A 19,571-nucleotide genomic window follows, 5' to 3' on the forward strand; every position below is an offset into this window, starting at 1 on the left:
ATTGAAATTATATATAATTAAAGCTGGGCTCATTTATTTTGAAAATTAAAAAACGTTCTATTTTAGTTGGCTTTATTGTTGGCACACTGCTAGTTGGTTGTGGGGGAAGCTCTGGCTCATCGTCAGACGCCCCTTCGAGTATTGCAGCTCCTAATGTGAATGGTACTCCTTCTTTGGAGTCTATATCGACGTTTAAAACGACGTCATCATCACCAGATATTGTGGATTGTGCTAAGGCATTTTTGGAAAAGCGTTCTTGTGATCTATCGGTTATTCAACCTATCGGAGTAGATGGTACAGATCTCACGATTAAACAAATTGAAAGTCGGTTGGTCGTTTCGCATCCATGGATGGCTGAAAGCTTTATTGCGGCATTGCGAGAAATTAACGATCAGGATTTACTTAACCTGTTTAAGCCACTCAACAGCATCGTTCTTAGTTATGATGTGCGTCCATCTTTTTATGAACCCTCTACGGCATCAATGTATATTGACCCGAGGAATCTGTGGCGTACGAAGAGTGAATGGGACTCTATTTACCAACAAGATGATTACCGTAAGAACTTCCAAACAGAGTTTAAGTTCGACAAGGCTCAGCGTTATGTTGAGCAGGGCTCTTATGATTACGTGACCTATTCAAATACATACAATGCAGCGACCTACCATCAACGTCGAGCTGAGCATGTCGCGCCAGGGCTATTTCGATTGTTGGCGCACGAGCTCGCTCATGCCAATGATTTTTTACCTGCAAGTGATTTAATACAAATGCCAAACTCAGGCACTATCTATGATTACCTTCAGAAACTACAGACTTTGAATCGAGATTTGTCTGATAGCAATCCGTTAAACTCAACAACATTAAGAGGTGCTGCCCAGGTTGCGTTTCGTGGTAAGGCGATGACTGATGATGTCCGCAATTTGACTGGCGAAGCCGCCGGCATTGAGTTCGAGGGAGACTCGGCAGCGGCATTCTACTCTTATTCGCATTCTGCTGAAGATGTCGCGATGCTATTTGAAGCGTACATGATGTACAAAAAGTACAACGCGATCTCTGACTTTGCGTTTGTGAGCATTCCGCAATCAAGCAATGCGTCATGTAACGAATGGAAGATCCAATGGGGACAACGTTCCCGATTATCAGATCACGGTGTTCAAGACAGAGCAGTATTCGTGGTTAATAGAATCTTGGGCAAGCCTAACGTAGAAATTCGCAAGGAGCTTGCGAACTTACCAGATAACCCGAGTGCGTTTGCCCAGGGAGTGGGTTGGTGTGATAGTCGCCAAGCAAGTGTGATGGCCGCCTCTCGCTCTGTACAGTGGGAAGAGAACGCTGTCGCCATGGGTGACTTGCGCTACCTAGAAGACTTCGAACACTAATTGACCCCAAGGGCTCTTGATTTTTTAAAGAGCCTTTTGTTTTTTCGGTGGATACTTTTCTAACAACACTCAGTGGTTCGCTTACTTACAGTTCTCTTGAACGAATGGGTTGTGGTTGCCTTGAATGTAGAAAATACGTTCATCACGAGTACATTCCCATTCGTTGACTGGGAACTGTTTATTCCACGCTATCATCAGATTGGTTTGTGGTTTAGATAGCTTAAAACCGTACTCTTGGCTCATGTAAAGATAAGTTCGAGCGATAGAACCTTTCGCTCTGTCTGGCGGCATTACTTTACGTTGCTTGAAGTTGACCTGCATTTCACACTGACCATAACTTACTCCATCCATACCATTCCATTGGCTGAAATTGTAGTTGGAGCGATCTCCGTTAACCTCGCCAATGGCCGGAGTCAGATTGTGAAGATCGGCTTCCATGGATTTGAAGACTTTGTCATTGCGAGTGCAATTCTTGCGTCCACCGTCTTGCCAGCACTGACGCTGGTGGCCGAATTGCCAAGCCGGTACTACGTGCTCCCATTCAATTCGACTGGCACGTTTTTGCTGCTTTCGTACTTGATAGCCACAGCCGTCGAGGTCTGGAATGCCTTTCTTTTTGTCTTTCCATGTTATGTCACAGCCACAATAAAATGACGTTGGGTGATCAAGGTAAATCTTCACCGCTTCTTTTTTGGCTTTGGAAAATGAGCTGGGCGGAGCGGCAGAAACACTTTGGGTTACCAGTAGGCCAAATACTATCGTTAAGTAAAAAGACACCGATAGGCCAAATGCTTTGGGAGTAATTTTTTGCATAGAAAAAGACTGATAAAAGTATGATAAACATCAGTCTAGCACTCAAAGGATGGATTTCTCCATTACATTCCTATCACTGACTCCATCGAGTACTGCTTTCTAAATTGGAGAAAGGTGTCGCTATAAAAGAAAGCTAGTGCCGATTGAGAGCGCTAGCTGAGTTGTGTGCCTGTGAAGGATAAGGTTTGATTACACTGTTGGCAGCGGTAGCTTGATTGGTTACGTAACACCTTGTTGTGACGTCTGATAGAAAGTGGATAAACCGTGCAGGCACAGCGATACTCAAAGGTCTTACCTTGCACTGAGGAAATTTCAAAGCTATGAGTCGTTTTAGCTTGCACGTTGAATACCTTTTCCATTACGTATTTCCATTCATTTCCATGAGGCCTCACTCGCCCAAACACTTGGTGAGTGATTAGATGTGCGAGCTCATGAGGCACGACTTCGTTGATGAAGGCATCTTCGTTTTCAGCGAATAGAACTGGGTTGAGTTTAATCTCATTGAGTTGAAGGTAGGCCTTTCCTGCCGCTTTGCCTCTTAGCTTGTAAGTGATCGTTGGGGAAGGGAATTCACGAGAGAAATGCTGGTTGGCGATAGCTAGGCATTCGGCCAGTTTCTTATTTGCTCTGTGCTGTTGCGGGGTGTAAGACAAACTTTGTTAACTCCAAAAAAAGACCTCAGCACTGTAGCTGAGGTCTCATCATAACATTGCTCGTTAGTCTGGCGACTACTTAGACGTGATGTTTTTTCTTGATGATTTCGTGATAAGCATGCCATGTACCGTAGCCAAGTAGAGGCATTGTGACGACCATACCGATGCCGTAGGTAGCAAAGCCAACCAAAATACCGGCGCAGATGATGCTCGCCCATACGATCATCGCAGGGATATTTGATTTCACCGCATTGAAGCTGGTGAAGATTGCACTCATCACGTCAACGCGTCGTTCCATCATTAATGGGATAGAGAAAGCTGAGATACTAAAAATAAGGCTAGCAATCACGAATCCAACGATCGAACCTGTAATCAAAAACGGGGCAAATTCTGAAAGTGGAGCGCCCTGTACGGAAGGGTAAAGCGCATGCAGTAGCGCTGCGATTCGCATCCAGAATATCATTGCGACCATTAAGATAATCGCAAATGCCCATTGGTGAGTCGAGTTACGTGTGATGGCTTTCATTGAATGGAATAGGCTAGCGTTGTGTCCTTTCTCTCTCTCCCAGCTTGCGTCGTATAAGCCTAGAGCTAAAAATGGCCCTATCAGCATGTATACAATTAAGCTTGGCATCACAACGAGATGTGTTCCTTGCCACTGGACAAGTTGCACGATGGCGATGGCCGCTGCCATAAAGCATAAGCCGTAGAATGCACTGATAAGTGGCATTCTCACTAAGTCATGCAAAGCAAGCGACAACCAATGAAAAGGTGCTGAGATACTGATTTGGTTGCAAGGAATGGTTCGAGCGTAATCTTGGTCGCTGACCTTGTGTTTCTTTTCGTTCAGTTCGGATGGGTGCGCAGTACGAGGCATAGATCCCCCTAGTTAAATAACGTCCTAGTTATAAGCCAATAGAGTTCAGAGGTGTGGAGCATGAACTTTATGGTGTTGAGCTAACGTGCTCTTTTCATCCCAGTTATTGTTCTAGCGTGCATCTAACGGGCGTTATCAGACTGAATTTCTGTAAGTTAAATGTGAGCTTGATCGCCTAGGAGTTACCTTAACTATTGTCAGTAGTACTAGAAAACACAAATTATCCGTGGCTTTTTATACTAAGTGGCTATCGGTAAATGAGGGAGTTGATGGCAGGTAAAGTGAGTGAGGTTTCGATAAGTATCTAAAAATAAAGCCCTTACTAATAAGTAAGGGCTTTAAAAGTAATATGCGCTGCGGCTAAATTATTTTAGGCCAGCGAAGTCTGCAAGGATTGCAGCTTTGTCAGTTGCTTCCCAAGGGAACTCTTCACGACCGAAGTGGCCGTATGCTGCAGTCTGCTTGTAGATAGGCTGAAGAAGGTTCAGCATCTCTTGAAGACCGTATGGGCGTAGGTCGAAGTTTTGACGAACCGCTTCAATGATGATTTCGTGCGCTACTTTCTCAGTACCGAACGTTTCAACCATGATAGATGTTGGATCTGCAACACCGATAGCGTAAGACAGTTGAATCTCACAACGGTCAGCCATGCCAGCAGCAACGATGTTTTTCGCAACGTAACGTGCTGCGTAAGCTGCAGAACGGTCAACTTTTGATGGATCTTTACCAGAGAATGCACCGCCACCGTGACGAGCTGCGCCGCCGTAGGTATCAACGATGATCTTACGACCTGTTAGACCACAGTCACCCATTGGGCCACCGATTACGAAACGGCCTGTTGGGTTGATGAAGAAGTTAGTGTCTTTGTTGATCCACTCTGAAGGTAGTACTGGCTTGATGATCTCCTCCATTACCGCTTCACGTAGGTCAGGTGTTGTTACTGAATCACAGTGCTGAGTAGAAAGAACAACTGCATCGATACCAACGATCTTGCCTTGGTCGTATTGGAAAGTAACTTGAGATTTCGCATCTGGGCGAAGGAAGTCTAGCTTGCCGCTCTTACGCACTTCAGCTTGCTTTTTAACAAGAAGGTGAGAGTAAGTGATTGGAGCTGGCATTAGGATTTCAGTTTCGTTAGTCGCGTAACCAAACATGATGCCTTGGTCGCCAGCGCCTTGCTCTTTTGGGTCAGTTTTATCAACACCTTGGTTGATATCTGGAGACTGCTTACCAATTGTGTTTAGAACTGCACAAGAGTCAGCGTCAAAGCCCATATCAGAATGAACGTAACCAATTTCACGAACTGTTTCACGAGTGATTTCTTCGATATCAACCCAAGCAGAAGTTGTTACTTCACCGCCAACCATAACCATGCCGGTTTTTACGTAAGTCTCACAAGCAACACGTGCTTTTGGATCTTGTTCTAAGATGGCATCAAGAACAGCATCAGAGATTTGGTCTGCAATTTTATCTGGATGGCCTTCTGAAACAGATTCAGAAGTGAATAGGTGCTTAGCCATGAGAGCTCCACTTTTAGTTTTTGGTGTAAATAATTCATGGCGTCGCGCTCTAGGAAGCGCCGCCATCAAATACAGTATATTTTGTAGGTGTTTCTACATCTAGACGTCTATTCTAAATTCCAGCGGTCGAATTACAAGCTCTTTTTTATGATACGTCATAACTAAACGTTTGCGTATTGGTCGAGATAAGCCATTGCTAAGTGATGTAAATGTTCGAAAACTGCGAAAAATGACCGTTAAAATGCCAGTAAAACGTTTGCAGTCGCTATAGTCGTTTGAGAGAATACTCGCGCTAATACAAATGAAAACTTTAGCACTATCTCTTTTTTAAATCGCTTATGTATCCAGGAGCAGACATGCCTTCTCGTAAAGATCTAGCCAATGCAATCCGCGCACTTAGCATGGACGGTGTTCAACAAGCAAATTCAGGCCACCCAGGCGCACCTATGGGTATGGCTGACATCGCTGAAGTTCTTTGGCGTGGCCACTTGAACCATAACCCAGCAAACCCAGAGTGGGCTGACCGCGACCGTTTTATCCTGTCTAACGGCCATGGTTCAATGTTGATTTACTCTCTGCTTCACCTTGCAGGCTACGAGCTTTCAATTGAAGACCTGAAAAACTTCCGTCAACTGCATTCTAAGACTCCAGGCCACCCAGAGTACGGTTACGCTCCTGGTATCGAGACAACGACTGGTCCTCTAGGTCAAGGCATCACTAACGCTGTTGGTATGGCAATGGCAGAGAAAGCACTGGCTGCACAGTTCAACAAAGAAGGCCATGACATCGTAGACCACTACACTTATGCATTCATGGGTGATGGCTGTCTGATGGAAGGTATCTCTCACGAAGCATGTTCGCTAGCAGGTACGCTAGGTCTTGGAAAGCTGGTTGCTTTCTGGGATGACAACGGAATCTCTATCGATGGCGAAGTGGAAGGTTGGTTCTCTGACGATACACCTAAGCGTTTCGAAGCATACGGCTGGCACGTAATCTCAGCAGTAGATGGCCACGATCCTGAAGCAATCAACGCAGCTATCGAAGCGGCTAAAGCTGATCCTCGTCCATCACTTATCTGTACGAAGACTATCATCGGTTTTGGTTCTCCAAACAAAGCGGGTACGCACGACTGTCACGGTGCTCCACTAGGTGCCGAGGAAATTACAGCAACTAAAGCGGCGCTTGGTTGGGAGCACGGTCCTTTCGAAATCCCAGCAGATATCGCTGCTGAGTGGAATGCGAAAGAAGTGGGCGCAGCAAAAGAAGCGGCATGGAACACGAAGTTTGATGCATACGCAGCGGCTTACCCTGAGCTAGCAGCAGAATTCAAACGTCGTACTAACGGCGAACTTCCAGCACAGTGGGAAGAGAAAGCAAACGCAATCATTGCTGACCTTCAAGCTAACCCTGCAAACATAGCATCACGTAAAGCATCGCAAAACGCACTAGAAGCATTTGGTCAAATACTTCCAGAATTCATGGGCGGCTCTGCTGACCTAGCGCCTTCTAACCTAACTATGTGGTCTGGTTCTAAGCCTCTAGAAGCAAATGACTTCTCTGGTAACTACATCCACTACGGTGTACGTGAATTCGGTATGACGGCGATCATGAACGGTATCGCTCTGCACGGTGGTTTCGTACCATACGGCGCTACTTTCCTAATGTTCATGGAATACGCTCGTAACGCAATGCGTATGGCTGCTCTGATGAAAGTTCAGAACATCCAAGTTTACACGCACGACTCTATCGGTCTTGGCGAAGATGGCCCAACTCACCAACCAGTTGAGCAAATGGCTTCTCTACGTCTAACTCCAAACATGAGCACATGGCGTCCATGTGACCAAGTTGAGTCTGCAATGGCTTGGAAACTGGCTATCGAACGTAAAGAAGGCCCAACGTCTCTAATCTTCTCTCGTCAAAACCTTGCACAGCAAGAGCGTAGCGAAGAGCAAGTAGCTAACATCGCGAAGGGTGGTTACATCCTGAAAGATTGTGAAGGTAAGCCTGAGCTTATCCTTATCGCTACAGGTTCTGAAGTTGAGCTAGCGGTTAACGCTGCGGCTGAACTGACAGCTGAAGGTAAGAAGGTACGCGTAGTATCTATGCCTGCAACTGACGCATTCGACAAGCAAGACGCTGAGTACCGTGAATCTGTACTTCCATCTGACGTAACTGCTCGTATCGCTGTAGAAGCTGGCATCGCTGACTTCTGGTACAAGTACGTTGGCTTCGGTGGCAAGATCATCGGTATGACAACGTTCGGTGAATCTGCACCTGCAGGTGAGCTATTCAAGATGTTCGGTTTCACTACTGAAAACGTAGTAAACACAGCAAAAGAGCTTCTTGCTTAATCATCGATTGCTAGCCTAGTGCTAACAATGTAATGAAATAAAAAACCGAGCGTTGAGCTCGGTTTTTTGTATTTGGGATTCGTTTTCTTCTAGGCTTATTTTTACTAGCAACAGATTAACCTGTCTTAAATCAATGGGGTTATTCAAGTAATGCCTTTTGGGTAGGATTCAGTTATTATCTGTTGCACGAAATTTTGGTTAGATGTACGGAACTATGCTAAAAGTCGCGATAAACGGATTTGGACGAGTAGGGCGTAATGTATTACGCGCTGTTTATGAAAGTGGCAAAAGCCAACAAATCAAAGTAGTAGCTGTCAATGAGCTGGCTCAGCCTGACGCTATGGCTCACCTATTACAGTACGATACCAGTCACGGTCGCTTCGGTAAGAAGATCTCCAACGACCAAGAGCACATCTATGTCCATCATGGCATCGGTGTGGAAGATAAAGGTGAGTTTGATACGATTCGTATTTTACACCTTGCTGATATCGAGTTGCTGCCTTGGCGTGACCTAGAAGTGGACATCGTTCTTGATTGTACTGGTGTTTACGGTTGCCGTGCAGACGGCCTAGCGCACATTGCTGCTGGCGCGAAAAAGGTACTGTTCTCACATCCCGGAGCTAATGACCTAGACAACACCATTATCTACGGCGTGAATCACGATACTATCGAAGCCGACCACAGAATCGTTTCTAACGGTTCATGCACTACCAACTGTATCGTTCCTATCATTAAGGTTCTTGATGAAGCCTTTGGCATCGAGTCAGGCACCATCACGACCATTCACTCTTCAATGAATGATCAGCAAGTTATTGATGCGTACCACAGCGATCTTCGCCGTACTCGTGCAGCAAGCCAATCCATTATCCCTGTCGATACCAAATTGCATAAAGGTATTGAAAGAATCTTCCCGAAATTTTCTAACAAGTTCGAAGCAATATCTGTGCGTGTACCAACGGTAAACGTAACAGCGATGGATTTAAGTGTCACAATTAATACGAATGTGAAAGTTAATGACGTAAATCAAACCATTGTTAACGCTTCTCAGTGTACATTACACAACATCGTTGACTATACTGAAGCGCCGCTCGTATCCATCGACTTTAATCACGATCCTCATAGCGCGATTGTGGATGGTACTCAAACCAGAGTGAGCAACGGCCACTTGGTAAAAATGCTAGTGTGGTGTGATAACGAATGGGGCTTTGCGAACCGAATGTTGGATACGGTACTTGCAATGCAAGCTTCTGAAGGCAAGCAGTAAGACCTAGAAGCAAATGTGCGGATTATTTATTTTTTAGCTTGAAATAAATAACAAGAGTCCACATATTACTAGTAGTAAAAGAACTGCCAGTTGAATAATTTATAGGCTTAGCAGGGTTGCTGAGTTTTCAAACTTTATTTTTATTTAAATTTGAGAGGACAAATCATGTCTGTGATCAAGATGACTGACCTGGAACTTGCAGGTAAACGCGTATTTATCCGTGCTGACCTAAACGTACCAGTAAAAGACGGTAAAGTAACTTCAGATGCACGTATCCTAGCATCTCTACCAACTATCAAGCTTTGTCTAGAAGCTGGTGCAAAAGTAATGGTTACTTCTCACCTTGGTCGTCCTACTGAAGGCGAGTACAACGAAGAGTTCTCTCTAGCTCCTGTAGTTAACTACCTAAACGACGCACTAGACTGCGAAGTTAAACTAGCTAAAGACTACCTAAACGGCCTAGAGCTAAACGCTGGTGAACTAGTTGTCCTAGAAAACGTTCGCTTCAACAAAGGCGAAAAGAAGAACGAAGAAGAGCTATCTAAAGCATACGCATCTCTATGTGATATCTTCGTAATGGATGCATTCGGTACGGCTCACCGTGCACAAGCATCTACTCACGGTGTTGGTACTCACGCTCCTGTAGCATGTGCTGGTCCTCTTCTTGCTGCTGAACTAGAAGCACTAGGTAAAGCAATGGACAACCCAGAGCGTCCACTAGTTGCTATCGTTGGTGGTTCTAAAGTTTCTACTAAACTAACAGTTCTAGAGTCTCTATCTAAAGTTGCAGATCAACTGGTTGTTGGTGGTGGTATCGCAAACACATTCATCGCAGCTGAAGGTCACAACGTAGGTAAGTCTCTATATGAAGCAGACCTAGTAGAAACTGCTCAAAAACTAATGAAAGAGTGCGCTATTCCAGTAGCAACTGACGTTGCATGTGCGAAAGCATTCGATGAGAACGCAGAAGCTGAAATCAAGCACGTTTCTGAAGTTGCAGACGACGACATGATCTTCGACCTAGGTCCAGATTCAACTGCTGCTCTAGCTGAAATCATCGGCAACGCAAAAACGATCCTTTGGAACGGTCCTGTAGGCGTATTCGAATTCAAGAACTTCGAAGCGGGTACTGCTGGTATTTCTAAAGCAATCGCTGAGTCTGCAGGTTTCTCTGTAGCAGGTGGTGGTGACACGCTAGCAGCTATCGACAAGTTCGGTATTAAAGCTGACGTTTCTTACATCTCTACTGGCGGCGGCGCTTTCCTTGAGTTCGTTGAAGGTAAAGTACTTCCTGCAGTAGCAATGCTTGAAGAGCGTGCTAAAGCATAATTGATTTGGAAAGGCGAGATGCGAATCTCGCCTTTTAACGTTTGCTGCATATCACACTTTTTTGCTAGAATGGTTTAAGTTGTGAGCAAACGATTGCAAGTTTTTAAACTTAAGTTTTTTAATCTTAAAACGATAGAATAAATAGGACTATTTCCATGTCTAAGATCTTCGATTTTGTAAAACCTGGTGTGATTTCTGGCGATGACGTACAGAAAGTATTTGAAGTAGCAAAAGAAAACAAATTTGCTCTTCCTGCTGTAAACGTTGTTGGTACTGACTCTGTAAACGCAGTACTAGAAGCAGCTGCTAAAGTTAAATCTCCAGTAGTTGTTCAGTTCTCTAACGGTGGCGCTGCCTTCTTCGCAGGTAAAGGCGTTAAACTTGAAGGTCAAGGTGCACAAATCCTTGGTGCTGTAGCTGGTGCTAAATACGTACACGCTGTAGCTGAAGCTTACGGTGTTCCAGTTATCCTACACACTGACCACGCTGCTAAGAAACTACTTCCATGGATCGACGGTCTACTAGACGCTGGTGAAGAGTTCTTCGCTCAAACTGGTAAGCCTCTATTCTCTTCTCACATGCTAGACCTTTCTGAAGAGTCTCTAGAAGAGAACATCGAAACATGTGCTAAGTACCTAGAGCGCATGGCTAAAATGAACATGACAATCGAGATCGAACTTGGTTGTACTGGTGGTGAAGAAGACGGCGTTGATAACTCTGATATGGATGCATCTGAGCTTTACACTTCTCCAGAAGACGTTGCTTACGCATACGAGAAACTAAGCGCTGTTAGCCCACGTTTCACTATCGCTGCATCTTTCGGTAACGTACACGGTGTGTACAAGCCAGGTAATGTTGTTCTAACTCCAACTATCCTACGTGACTCTCAAGCATACTGTGCAGAGAAGTTTGGTATCGCACCTAACGCTCTAAACTTCGTATTCCACGGTGGTTCTGGTTCTACTGAAGCAGAAATCCAAGAGTCTATCGGCTACGGTGTTATCAAAATGAACATCGATACTGATACTCAGTGGGCTACATGGGATGGTATCCGTGCATACGAAGCTGAAAACCGTGACTACCTACAAGGTCAAATCGGTAACCCAACTGGTGAAGATGCACCAAACAAGAAGTACTACGATCCACGCGTATGGCTACGTGCTGGTCAAGCTTCTATGGTTACTCGTCTTGAGAAAGCATTCGCTGACCTTAACGCTGTAGACGTACTATAATTCTTTGAATTAAGTACTCTCTAAGTTTTAAAAACCCGCTCATTGAGCGGGTTTTTTTATGTCTGATAAAAAGTTGTATTATTTATGTGAAAAACCTAGCGTGTGGTGAATAAATTTCCTAGGATTGAGTTAACGGTATTTGTGCTTATGCGTAATTTTCCTTTATTCAAAGGCTTACATAAATATGACTTTGCAATCTTTCAAAGATAGGATATCGTGCCGAAAAACAGGGGTAGGTACTCTGTTTCGTAAAAAGGACTTAGCAAGTTTTACATTAACCTTATGATTTATTTAAATAAAGTTAACAAGGCCTATTCGGCTGAAAACTTAGTTTAAAGCAGTTTAGCTCATAGCATATTACATGGAGGATGCACATTATGGCTGAGAGTTCTACAGCGATTGAGACCCCGCTTGTGGATGGTCTTTCAAACGCAGAACAGTGGTTAACGGATAACTCAGATTTGTTTATTCAATACGGTGTAAACATTATTTCTGCACTGATTATTCTATTCATTGGTAACATAATCGTTAAAGCAGTAGCTAACAGTGTGGCTAAGGTTCTTCAGAAGAAGAAGATGGACCGAGCGGTTGTTGAGTTCATCCATGGTTTAGTTCGTTACTTGTTGTTTGTTATCGTTCTGATTGCAGCTCTTGGTCGCCTTGGTGTTCAAACTGCCTCTGTTGTTGCGGTCATTGGTGCCGCTGGTTTAGCGGTTGGTCTTGCATTGCAAGGTGCATTATCGAACTTTGCAGCAGGTGTGCTTATCGTTGCATTCCGTCCATTTAAATCTGGTGATTACGTAGAAATTGGCGGTGTGGCAGGTTCAGTTGATTCAATTCAGATTTTCCAAACGGTTTTAACAACGCCGGATAACAAAATGGTTGTCGTGCCAAATGGTAATGTTATCGGTGGCTCAATCACTAACTATTCTCGCCATGATACGCGCCGTATCGACCTAATGATTGGTGTTTCTTACGGCGCAGATCTACAAAAGACCAAAGAGCTTTTGACTAAGATCTGTGAATCTGACGAGCGTGTATTGAAAGAACCTGGTGTTCAAGTTGGCGTTCACACGCTAGCTGATTCTTCAGTTAACTTCGTGGTTCGCCCATGGGTAAGCACTGCTGATTACTGGAATGTTTACTTCGATCTAATGCAAGCAATCAAAGAAGGCTTGGATCAAGAAGGTATCGAAATCCCATTCCCACAAATGGATGTTCACATGAACAAAGTTGAGAGCTAATAAAGCTCCGACAAGTCGAATAAAAAGGCGGATAACTTAGGTTATCCGCCTTTTTTCTTGGAGCTATATTTTCAAATGACCTCTACCAATACTGCTCAATAAGTCCATTGGCGAGTACCGCTGCGATAGCAAACATCATCGTCGCAACAGCGATATCAATGCCTCTCTTAACACTTGGTTGAGATAGCGTTGGCCCAAGTTTTGCGGCACCCAGTGAGAGCGAGTAAAACCAAACAAATGATGCCAAGATGGTCCCGATAGCAAATGCGATTCTATCATTGCCTTCAAATTGCCCACCGATGGAACCAAGAATTACCACAGTATCTAAGTAGAGGTGTGGGTTTAATACTGTAACTGCCAATGCTCCTAGGATGACTGTACGTTTACCACGAGCCAATATTTCACCTTTTGATTCCTTGTCTGATGGCGTTTTAATAGCACTACGCAGTGAAAACAAACCATAGACAGTCAGGAAAGCGATACCACCTAGTGTTACTGAAGTTAGCAGGACTTCATTTTGCGACAAGATAGCGCCACCACCAAAGATGCCTAACGAGATAAATAGGGTGTCGAGCAAGCTACAAATCGTTGCTGTGGTTAAATGGTGATTGCGCTTTATCCCTTGATTTAGGACATACGCATTTTGTGCGCCAATAGGAATAATCATACTTGCCCCTAGACCAAAACCCTGTAATAAAACCCAAAAATTCATTTTAACCTCCCATTTAATTAACGGCACATACTGGTGATAAGGGGAAGATACTCCGCTCCTTTTGATAAGTATAATTAATGATTTTAATCCATTATTAGACTTGCTAATGTAGTGTGAAGTTTGATCAAAAAGGAAGCAAAGTGGTGCGTGATTTGGATTATAAATGGATAGAAGCGCTGGATGCCGTGGTTAAACAACGCAGTTTTGAAAGAGCGGCAGAGCAGTTATATATATCCCAATCAGCAGTGTCGCAGCGCATTAAACAGCTAGAAAAGTGGCTCGCTCAACCTGCATTGGTAAGGGAAAACCCACCTAGGCCAACCCCGGCTGGTAAAAAGTTACTGGGCTTATATCGTCGAGTCCGTTTGCTGGAGCATGAACTGGTTCCCGAGCTGATGAATGAAGATGGCAATCAGCCTCTATCAATATCCATTGCTACCAACGCAGATAGTTTAGCGACTTGGTTACTGCCAGCTTTGTCGGATGTGATGAAATATCGCCAGGTGGAGTTGAACCTCGCTATTCATGGCGAATCGAGAACCATAGAGAAGATCAAAAGTGGTGAAGTTGCAGGTGCAATTAGTTTAGAGCCTCAAGCGATTCCTGGTTGCAGTGCCGACTACCTTGGTCGCATGGATTATGTGTGTGTGGCAAGTCCAGATTTCCACCAGCGCTACTTCTCGGAAGGGGTCAACTACACCACATTGAGAAAAGCTCCAGCAGTGTCTTATGATCAATATGATGATCTTCATAAGAAGTTTCTGCATGATCATTTTAATGTGCCTAGAGACAGCGTGATTAACCATACAGTTGGTAGCTCTGAAGCTTTTGTGCGTTTGGCATTGTCGGGTGTTGCCTACTGTTTGATTCCAAGGTTACAGATCATCGAGGAGCTAGAATCGGGTTTGTTAATTGATATTACGCCCGGTTTTTTATTGTCCTATCGGATTTACTGGCACCATTGGCAGCTTGAAAGTGGGGTACTTAAAGAGATCTCACAAGCGATTTTGAGTTTTGCTCACGAACATTTACCACAATAAGCTGGTGTTTTTTTCAGCGTCAAAGTTCTGTTAGAAGTGCGGTGCCTAGATTGGATAAACGGCAAATTACTCTATGATGAAAAGACATTTGTTTAGCATAGGTCTCCCCCATGAAGTTTGTACCAAAGATGTTAGCAACCTTTCTTACTCTTACTGCAGCCCTAAGTACCGTAAGTTTCTCGGCATTGGCGAACTCGCCATCTTTTCCGCATATTTCGACGACCGGTTATGGCGAAGTAATCGCGACGCCAGATATGGCCACATTTTCAGTCAGAGTTGTAGAGTCAACGATGACCGCAGAGCAAGCAAAGATCACCGTTGATAAAGTGGTGACGAGCTTCCTTAATAAGCTGCATAAAGCTGGGGTTGATGAGGCGAGCGTTCATAGCTCTAACCTGTACTTAGCACCTCAATATCACTACCCGAAAGACGGTAAGCCGGAGTTAGTCGGTTACCGAGCTTCACGTAATGTGACGGTTGAAGTAAAGGACTTATCGAATCTTAATGAGTATATGGATATTGCCATTGCTCAAGGGATTAACCAGATCGATAACATCCAATTGCAAGTGCGTGACCAAGCGAAATATCAAGAGCAAGCGCGTTTAGAAGCAATCAAAGACGCAAGAGTAAAAGCTAAATCATTAGCGACTGGTTTTGAGCGTGAGCTTGGCGACGTGTGGCGTGTTGATTACAACGCACAGTCCTCCCAACCGGTACTAATGCGTTCTATGGCGATGGATGCGAGAACGGAGTCGAACTCTTATGAAGACTCAACGATCACTATTCGTGATCGTGTGAATGTGATCTATCAGCTTGAAGAGTAATTAGATCATCATGATCTAATTACCTACCAAAGGCCAAATACTAAAAAGGCTCTCGCAATGAGAGCCTTTTTTTCTTATGTCGAGTTCGGTGATTAGTGAAGTAGACGAGCACGGATGGTGCCTTCGATCTCTTTCAGTTTCAGCAGTGCTTCTTCAGAGCGGTCTGCCTCAACATCGATCACTACGTAACCCATATCAGCGGCAGTCTGTAGGTACTGACCTGCGATGTTGATGCCTTCTTCTGCGAAGATGGTGTTGATCTGAGTCAGGATGCCTGGACGGTTCTGGTGAATGTGTAATAGGCGAGATGTGCCCGTATGCAATGGTAGCGATACCTCTGGGAAGTTAACACTTGATAGCGTTGAACCGTTATCAGAGTATTTAGCCAGTTTACCTGCCACTTCTACACCGATGTTCTCTTGAGCTTCTTGAGTAGAACCACCTACGTGCGGAGTTAGAATCACGTTATCGAACTGCATCAATGGTGACTCAAATGGGTCAGCATTGGTTTTTGGTTCGGTTGGGAACACATCAATCGCTGCACCACCTAAGTGACCTGAATCAAGCGCACCGCACAGTGCAGGGATATCGACAACAGTGCCACGCGCTGCGTTGATAAAGATAGCGCCCGGCTTCATGCGGTCGAACTCTTCTTTACCCATCATGTTCTTGGTTTCATTGGTTTCTGGAACATGCAGTGAGATCACGTCACACTTGTTCAACAGTTCCGTCATGGTGTGAACTTGTGTTGCGTTACCCAGTGAAAGCTTGTTTTCAATATCGTAGAAGTAAACACGCATACCTAGGTTTTCCGCAATAATACCCAGCTGAGTACCAATGTGACCGTAACCGATAATACCTAAACGCTTACCACGAGCTTCGTAAGAGTTGTCTGCACTCTTTTTCCAGATGCCACGGTGCGCAAGAGCGTTCTTTTCTGGGATGCCACGTAGCAGCAATAGAACCTGACCAAGAACCAGCTCAGCAACGCTTCGCGTGTTTGAGAAGGGGGCGTTGAAGACCGGTACACCACGTTTTGCAGCTGCTTCAAGGTTTACTTGGTTAGTACCGATACAGAAACAACCGATAGCAACCAATTTTTCAGCAGCATCAATCACTTCTTGGGAAAGGTTTGTGCGAGAACGAATACCGATGAAGTGAGCGTCTTTAACTGCTTCGAGTAGTTCATCTTCCGGTAGTGAGCCTTTGTGGTACTCAATATTTGTGTAACCAGCGGCTTGAAGTACTTCTACTGAAGAAGGGTGAAGACCTTCTAGAAGTAGAATTTTTATTTTTTCTTTTTCCAGTGAAACTTTGGCCATTGTTCTCGTCCTTAAAATGGAAAGGTTGGGCAAATGCGGCGCACGTGCTACAAAATGGCTGAAAGGGGAACAAATTCACCACTTTGTTAGGAGACAAACGTTTTCCCTGTGCGTCTTCTGAACAATAAAGTAACAAAAAAAAAATGTTTTGGGTAAGAAAATTACGGAATAAGACATAATTTTACCGATACAAAGCAAAAAAACGGCGCCCTTGGGCACCGTATGTAATGAAGTGACAGAAAAACTCAATCTTCTATTATTTATTCTTCGATTTTTGCACCTTCAGGTGTACCTGTGATAACCACATCTGCACCACGGTGTGCGAATAGGCCAACCGTTACCACACCAGCGATACCATTGATGATATCTTCTAGTTGTTTCGGGTTCTCAATCGCCATGCCGTAAACATCTAGGATCACGTTGCCGTTATCTGTTGTACAACCTTCACGGTAAACCGGGTCACCACCAAGCTTAACGAGCTCACGTGCAACGTATGAACGCGCCATTGGGATAACTTCTACCGGTAGAGGGAATTTACCCAGTACATCAACAGCTTTCGTGCCATCAACAATACATACAAATTTATCAGAGATAGCCGCTACGATTTTTTCACGAGTTAGAGCTGCACCGCCACCCTTGATCATGTCGCGAGTTGGGTTGATCTCGTCTGCGCCATCAACATAGATGTCTAGCTTAGCAACATCATTACACTCATACACTTTGACCTCTAGCTCTTCTAGGCGTTGCGTTGAAGCAACAGAGCTTGAAACTGCACCTTTGATTTTGTCTTTCATTGTGCCCAGTGCGTCGATGAAGTGATTTACTGTAGAGCCAGTACCAACACCTACAATGCTGCCTTCTTCAACATATTTAAGTGCTGCCCAACCAGCTGCTTTTTTCATTTCATCTTGAGTCATGCCATTCTCCTGAATAAGTCCTTGCGCTTTGAATTAGTCTTTCGCGTATTAAGTTAACGTTTGAGTATCGAGGTTAACGTTTGCGGCGAGATTATAGCGCTTTAACGGTTGTTTTCCCATTGCCAAGTTTTACTTGGAGTCACGATTTTAGGTAACGGAACATCCCACTCTTCAATCGGTAGGGTATCGACATGTTGGCAATCGTGAGCCAAACCAATTGGTATTGCCCCTTGTCCTGTCTCGAACCATTTCGCTAGAGTACGATCGTAATAGCCTCCACCCATGCCTAACCTATGACCATGAGAGTCAAAACCAACCAACGGTGTAAGAATCAGGTCGAGTTGATGGCAAGGTTTCACCAACGTTTGATTAAGCTGTGGTTCAACGATGCCGTATTTATTTAATACCGTTGGGGTCGTCGGAGAGTAGTGCAAAAACAACAGATGCCCGTCAGAGAAGGGATGCAATACAGGTAAATAGGTCTGCTTACCTTGCGCCCATAACCACTCGATTAAAGGTTGGGTATCAAGTTCACCGTCGATAGAGATATAAAGTGCGATATGTTGGGCAGACTGAAAGTCATCAAGTTGAGCGCACTGCTTAACTAGGTCGATGCCGGACTGAGTTTGTTGTTCGCTAGATAGGGAGTTGCGTTTGATACGGATCTGTTTGCGAAATTCGCTGCGTGTGAGCGTCTTCATAAGAAGGGATACCCCAAAGTGCCGTTGAGAATAGATGGCCCTTGAACCAGCGAGTTCAAGGCGGATCAGCAATGATTACCGTAGGCTTCTCGGTCGGGCCGAGCATGCTCAATAGCAATCAAGTACTAACCCTTAGGGATTGCTTATCGGCTCGGGGACGTGAATCCTCTGACAAACACTCCAGGGTAAATTTTGTGTACGCTATTGCTGTCCGTGCTTAACCTTACTGAGAACATCTGAAAGCGATGTTGTGAGCTGTTCCATTCGCTCGGTCAGTGCGTTTTGTTCGTCATTTGCTTCAAACTTCTTGGTTTGTAATTCATAGCAAATGTTCAGAGCTGCGATAGTCAGCAGCTTCACTTCATTGGTTACCTTAGTACGTTCAGCCATCTCTTTCAATCGATTATCAAGATCGGCCGCCGCTGCAATCAATGACTCCTCTTGCCCTGCTGGACAATTTACTCGAGTCAGTTTTCCTAATATTTCAACGTCTACCGCTTGATTACTCATGATGGATGAACTCTTTAACGCGCTATTTTAAGGCTGTTGCTCTTCGTTATTTTCTTGAAACCAAAAGTGCAAGTACCGATGAGGAAGCAATCTCCTCTGAGGGAGAAACTATAGGTAAACCGCTATTAAGATTCAAGCTTTTCAGAGTGACTGTTTGTAAATGAGAGCTTGAGCACACAGTAATTCAGCAAATTGAACAATTGGTAGTCAGTCATCCTTCAATTGCTAGGGATCGATGCTTACCAGAATTGGGGTGAAGTGGTACGATTATACTATCGATATAAAGAATAACTGAGCGAGCTATCTGATGAGCGAAACTACTTTACCTGACTACCTAACGGTTGCGACTGAACTTCAATCGGCAAGTCTAGCCGTAACCCCTGCTGAGATGCATGGCTTATTAACGGGTATGTTAAGCGGAGGCTTAAGCCTAGCAGATAAGAGCTGGCAACCACTGATCTTCGATTACACCAACGAAGGTATGGGTTGGCCGGATCGCGCATTAACGTTAGCGGAAGCGACATTGAAAGTAACCACTAGTGAGATCACTGGTTCAGGTATGGAATTGTCTATGCTACTGCCTGATGAAGACGCAAGTGCGAGCCTATTTGATTTAGCTGACGGTGTGTCTGATTGGATCAACCACTTTATTTCTGGTTTAGGGCTAGTTGGCGCTCAGTTAAATAAGGCGTCGGAAGGCACTAAAGAAGCGCTGGCTGATCTTGAAGAGATGGCAAAGCTAGGCATTGATGAAGATGATGATCTGGAAGAGCAAGCGCAACTTCTAGAGCACGTTATTGAGCACGTAAAAGCGTGTGCATTAACCATTCATGCTGAGTTTGGTGCACGCCCGTCTGAAGATGTAGCTCCAACCATTCACTAATCG

General features: G+C 44.5%; 18 protein-coding genes and 1 other RNA gene. 9 read left to right on the forward strand and 10 right to left on the reverse strand.

What is annotated here, in order from left to right; translation table 11 throughout:
- The first annotated feature begins 38 nt into the window (after positions 1-38).
- Complete coding sequence (locus A3712_RS14780; protein ID WP_231891818.1) at positions 39-1,376, forward strand: hypothetical protein; 1,338 nt, start codon at positions 39-41, stop codon at positions 1,374-1,376.
- 81 nt (positions 1,377-1,457) lie between these two features.
- Here A3712_RS14780 and A3712_RS14785 read toward each other — a convergent pair whose 3' ends face one another.
- From A3712_RS14785 to metK, 4 genes are all read right to left on the reverse strand, one after another.
- Entirely contained in the window at positions 1,458-2,189 is a 732-nt protein-coding gene (locus A3712_RS14785) for an endonuclease (protein WP_063524058.1), read from the reverse strand.
- 152 nt (positions 2,190-2,341) lie between these two features.
- On the reverse strand, positions 2,342-2,842 hold the full coding sequence (locus tag A3712_RS14790; protein WP_063524059.1) for a SprT family zinc-dependent metalloprotease: 501 nt from the start codon (positions 2,840-2,842) through the stop codon (positions 2,342-2,344).
- A 79-nt stretch (positions 2,843-2,921) separates the two neighbouring features.
- Entirely contained in the window at positions 2,922-3,719 is a 798-nt protein-coding gene (locus A3712_RS14795; protein WP_063524060.1) for a DUF2189 domain-containing protein, read from the reverse strand.
- Positions 3,720-4,084: 365 nt separating this feature from the next.
- Complete coding sequence (metK, locus tag A3712_RS14800; RefSeq protein ID WP_063524061.1) at positions 4,085-5,239, reverse strand: methionine adenosyltransferase; 1,155 nt, start codon at positions 5,237-5,239, stop codon at positions 4,085-4,087.
- 356 nt (positions 5,240-5,595) lie between these two features.
- On the opposite strand from metK, the gene tkt reads away from it, so the two are divergent.
- The 5 genes from tkt (at position 5,596) to mscS (ending at position 12,659) form a co-directional block, all read left to right on the forward strand.
- On the forward strand, positions 5,596-7,590 hold the full coding sequence (tkt, locus tag A3712_RS14805) for a transketolase (RefSeq protein ID WP_063524062.1): 1,995 nt from the start codon (positions 5,596-5,598) through the stop codon (positions 7,588-7,590).
- Positions 7,591-7,804: 214 nt separating this feature from the next.
- Positions 7,805-8,854, forward strand: a complete 1,050-nt coding sequence (epd, locus tag A3712_RS14810) for an erythrose-4-phosphate dehydrogenase (protein WP_063524063.1) — start codon at positions 7,805-7,807, stop codon at positions 8,852-8,854.
- Positions 8,855-9,019: 165 nt separating this feature from the next.
- Entirely contained in the window at positions 9,020-10,183 is a 1,164-nt protein-coding gene (locus tag A3712_RS14815; protein ID WP_063524064.1) for a phosphoglycerate kinase, read from the forward strand.
- 155 nt (positions 10,184-10,338) lie between these two features.
- Positions 10,339-11,415, forward strand: a complete 1,077-nt coding sequence (gene fbaA / locus A3712_RS14820; RefSeq protein ID WP_032549831.1) for a class II fructose-bisphosphate aldolase — start codon at positions 10,339-10,341, stop codon at positions 11,413-11,415.
- A 377-nt stretch (positions 11,416-11,792) separates the two neighbouring features.
- Positions 11,793-12,659, forward strand: coding sequence for a small-conductance mechanosensitive channel MscS (mscS, locus tag A3712_RS14825; protein WP_063524065.1), 867 nt, complete (start codon positions 11,793-11,795; stop codon positions 12,657-12,659).
- 82 nt (positions 12,660-12,741) lie between these two features.
- Here mscS and A3712_RS14830 read toward each other — a convergent pair whose 3' ends face one another.
- A complete protein-coding gene (locus A3712_RS14830) occupies positions 12,742-13,371 on the reverse strand; it encodes a LysE/ArgO family amino acid transporter (protein ID WP_063524066.1) in 630 nt (209 codons plus the stop codon).
- Between the two features lie 143 nt (positions 13,372-13,514).
- On the opposite strand from A3712_RS14830, the gene A3712_RS14835 reads away from it, so the two are divergent.
- Positions 13,515-14,411: a LysR family transcriptional regulator ArgP gene (locus tag A3712_RS14835; RefSeq protein ID WP_063524085.1), complete on the forward strand. Its 897-nt coding sequence runs from the start codon at positions 13,515-13,517 to the stop codon at positions 14,409-14,411.
- 110 nt (positions 14,412-14,521) lie between these two features.
- Entirely contained in the window at positions 14,522-15,235 is a 714-nt protein-coding gene (locus A3712_RS14840) for an oxidative stress defense protein (RefSeq protein ID WP_063524067.1), read from the forward strand.
- A 92-nt stretch (positions 15,236-15,327) separates the two neighbouring features.
- On the opposite strand, the gene serA is transcribed toward A3712_RS14840, so the two are convergent.
- The 5 genes from serA to zapA form a co-directional block, all read right to left on the reverse strand.
- On the reverse strand, positions 15,328-16,557 hold the full coding sequence (gene serA, locus A3712_RS14845; RefSeq protein WP_004739005.1) for a phosphoglycerate dehydrogenase: 1,230 nt from the start codon (positions 16,555-16,557) through the stop codon (positions 15,328-15,330).
- Positions 16,558-16,817: 260 nt separating this feature from the next.
- Positions 16,818-17,474, reverse strand: coding sequence for a ribose-5-phosphate isomerase RpiA (rpiA, locus tag A3712_RS14850; protein WP_063524068.1), 657 nt, complete (start codon positions 17,472-17,474; stop codon positions 16,818-16,820).
- A gap of 101 nt (positions 17,475-17,575) precedes the next feature.
- Complete coding sequence (locus A3712_RS14855) at positions 17,576-18,175, reverse strand: 5-formyltetrahydrofolate cyclo-ligase (protein WP_063524069.1); 600 nt, start codon at positions 18,173-18,175, stop codon at positions 17,576-17,578.
- 6 nt (positions 18,176-18,181) lie between these two features.
- Positions 18,182-18,365, reverse strand: a non-coding RNA gene (ssrS, locus tag A3712_RS14860) — 6S RNA.
- A gap of 11 nt (positions 18,366-18,376) precedes the next feature.
- The gene (zapA, locus tag A3712_RS14865; RefSeq protein ID WP_004739010.1) at positions 18,377-18,685 is read right to left on the reverse strand and encodes a cell division protein ZapA; all 309 of its coding nucleotides are present in this window, start codon (positions 18,683-18,685) and stop codon (positions 18,377-18,379) included.
- A 307-nt stretch (positions 18,686-18,992) separates the two neighbouring features.
- On the opposite strand from zapA, the gene A3712_RS14870 reads away from it, so the two are divergent.
- Complete coding sequence (locus A3712_RS14870; RefSeq protein WP_004739012.1) at positions 18,993-19,568, forward strand: YecA/YgfB family protein; 576 nt, start codon at positions 18,993-18,995, stop codon at positions 19,566-19,568.
- Positions 19,569-19,571: the final 3 nt, after the last annotated feature.

Source organism: Vibrio sp. HI00D65, assembly GCF_001635455.1.
Taxonomy (GTDB): Bacteria; Pseudomonadota; Gammaproteobacteria; order Enterobacterales; family Vibrionaceae; genus Vibrio.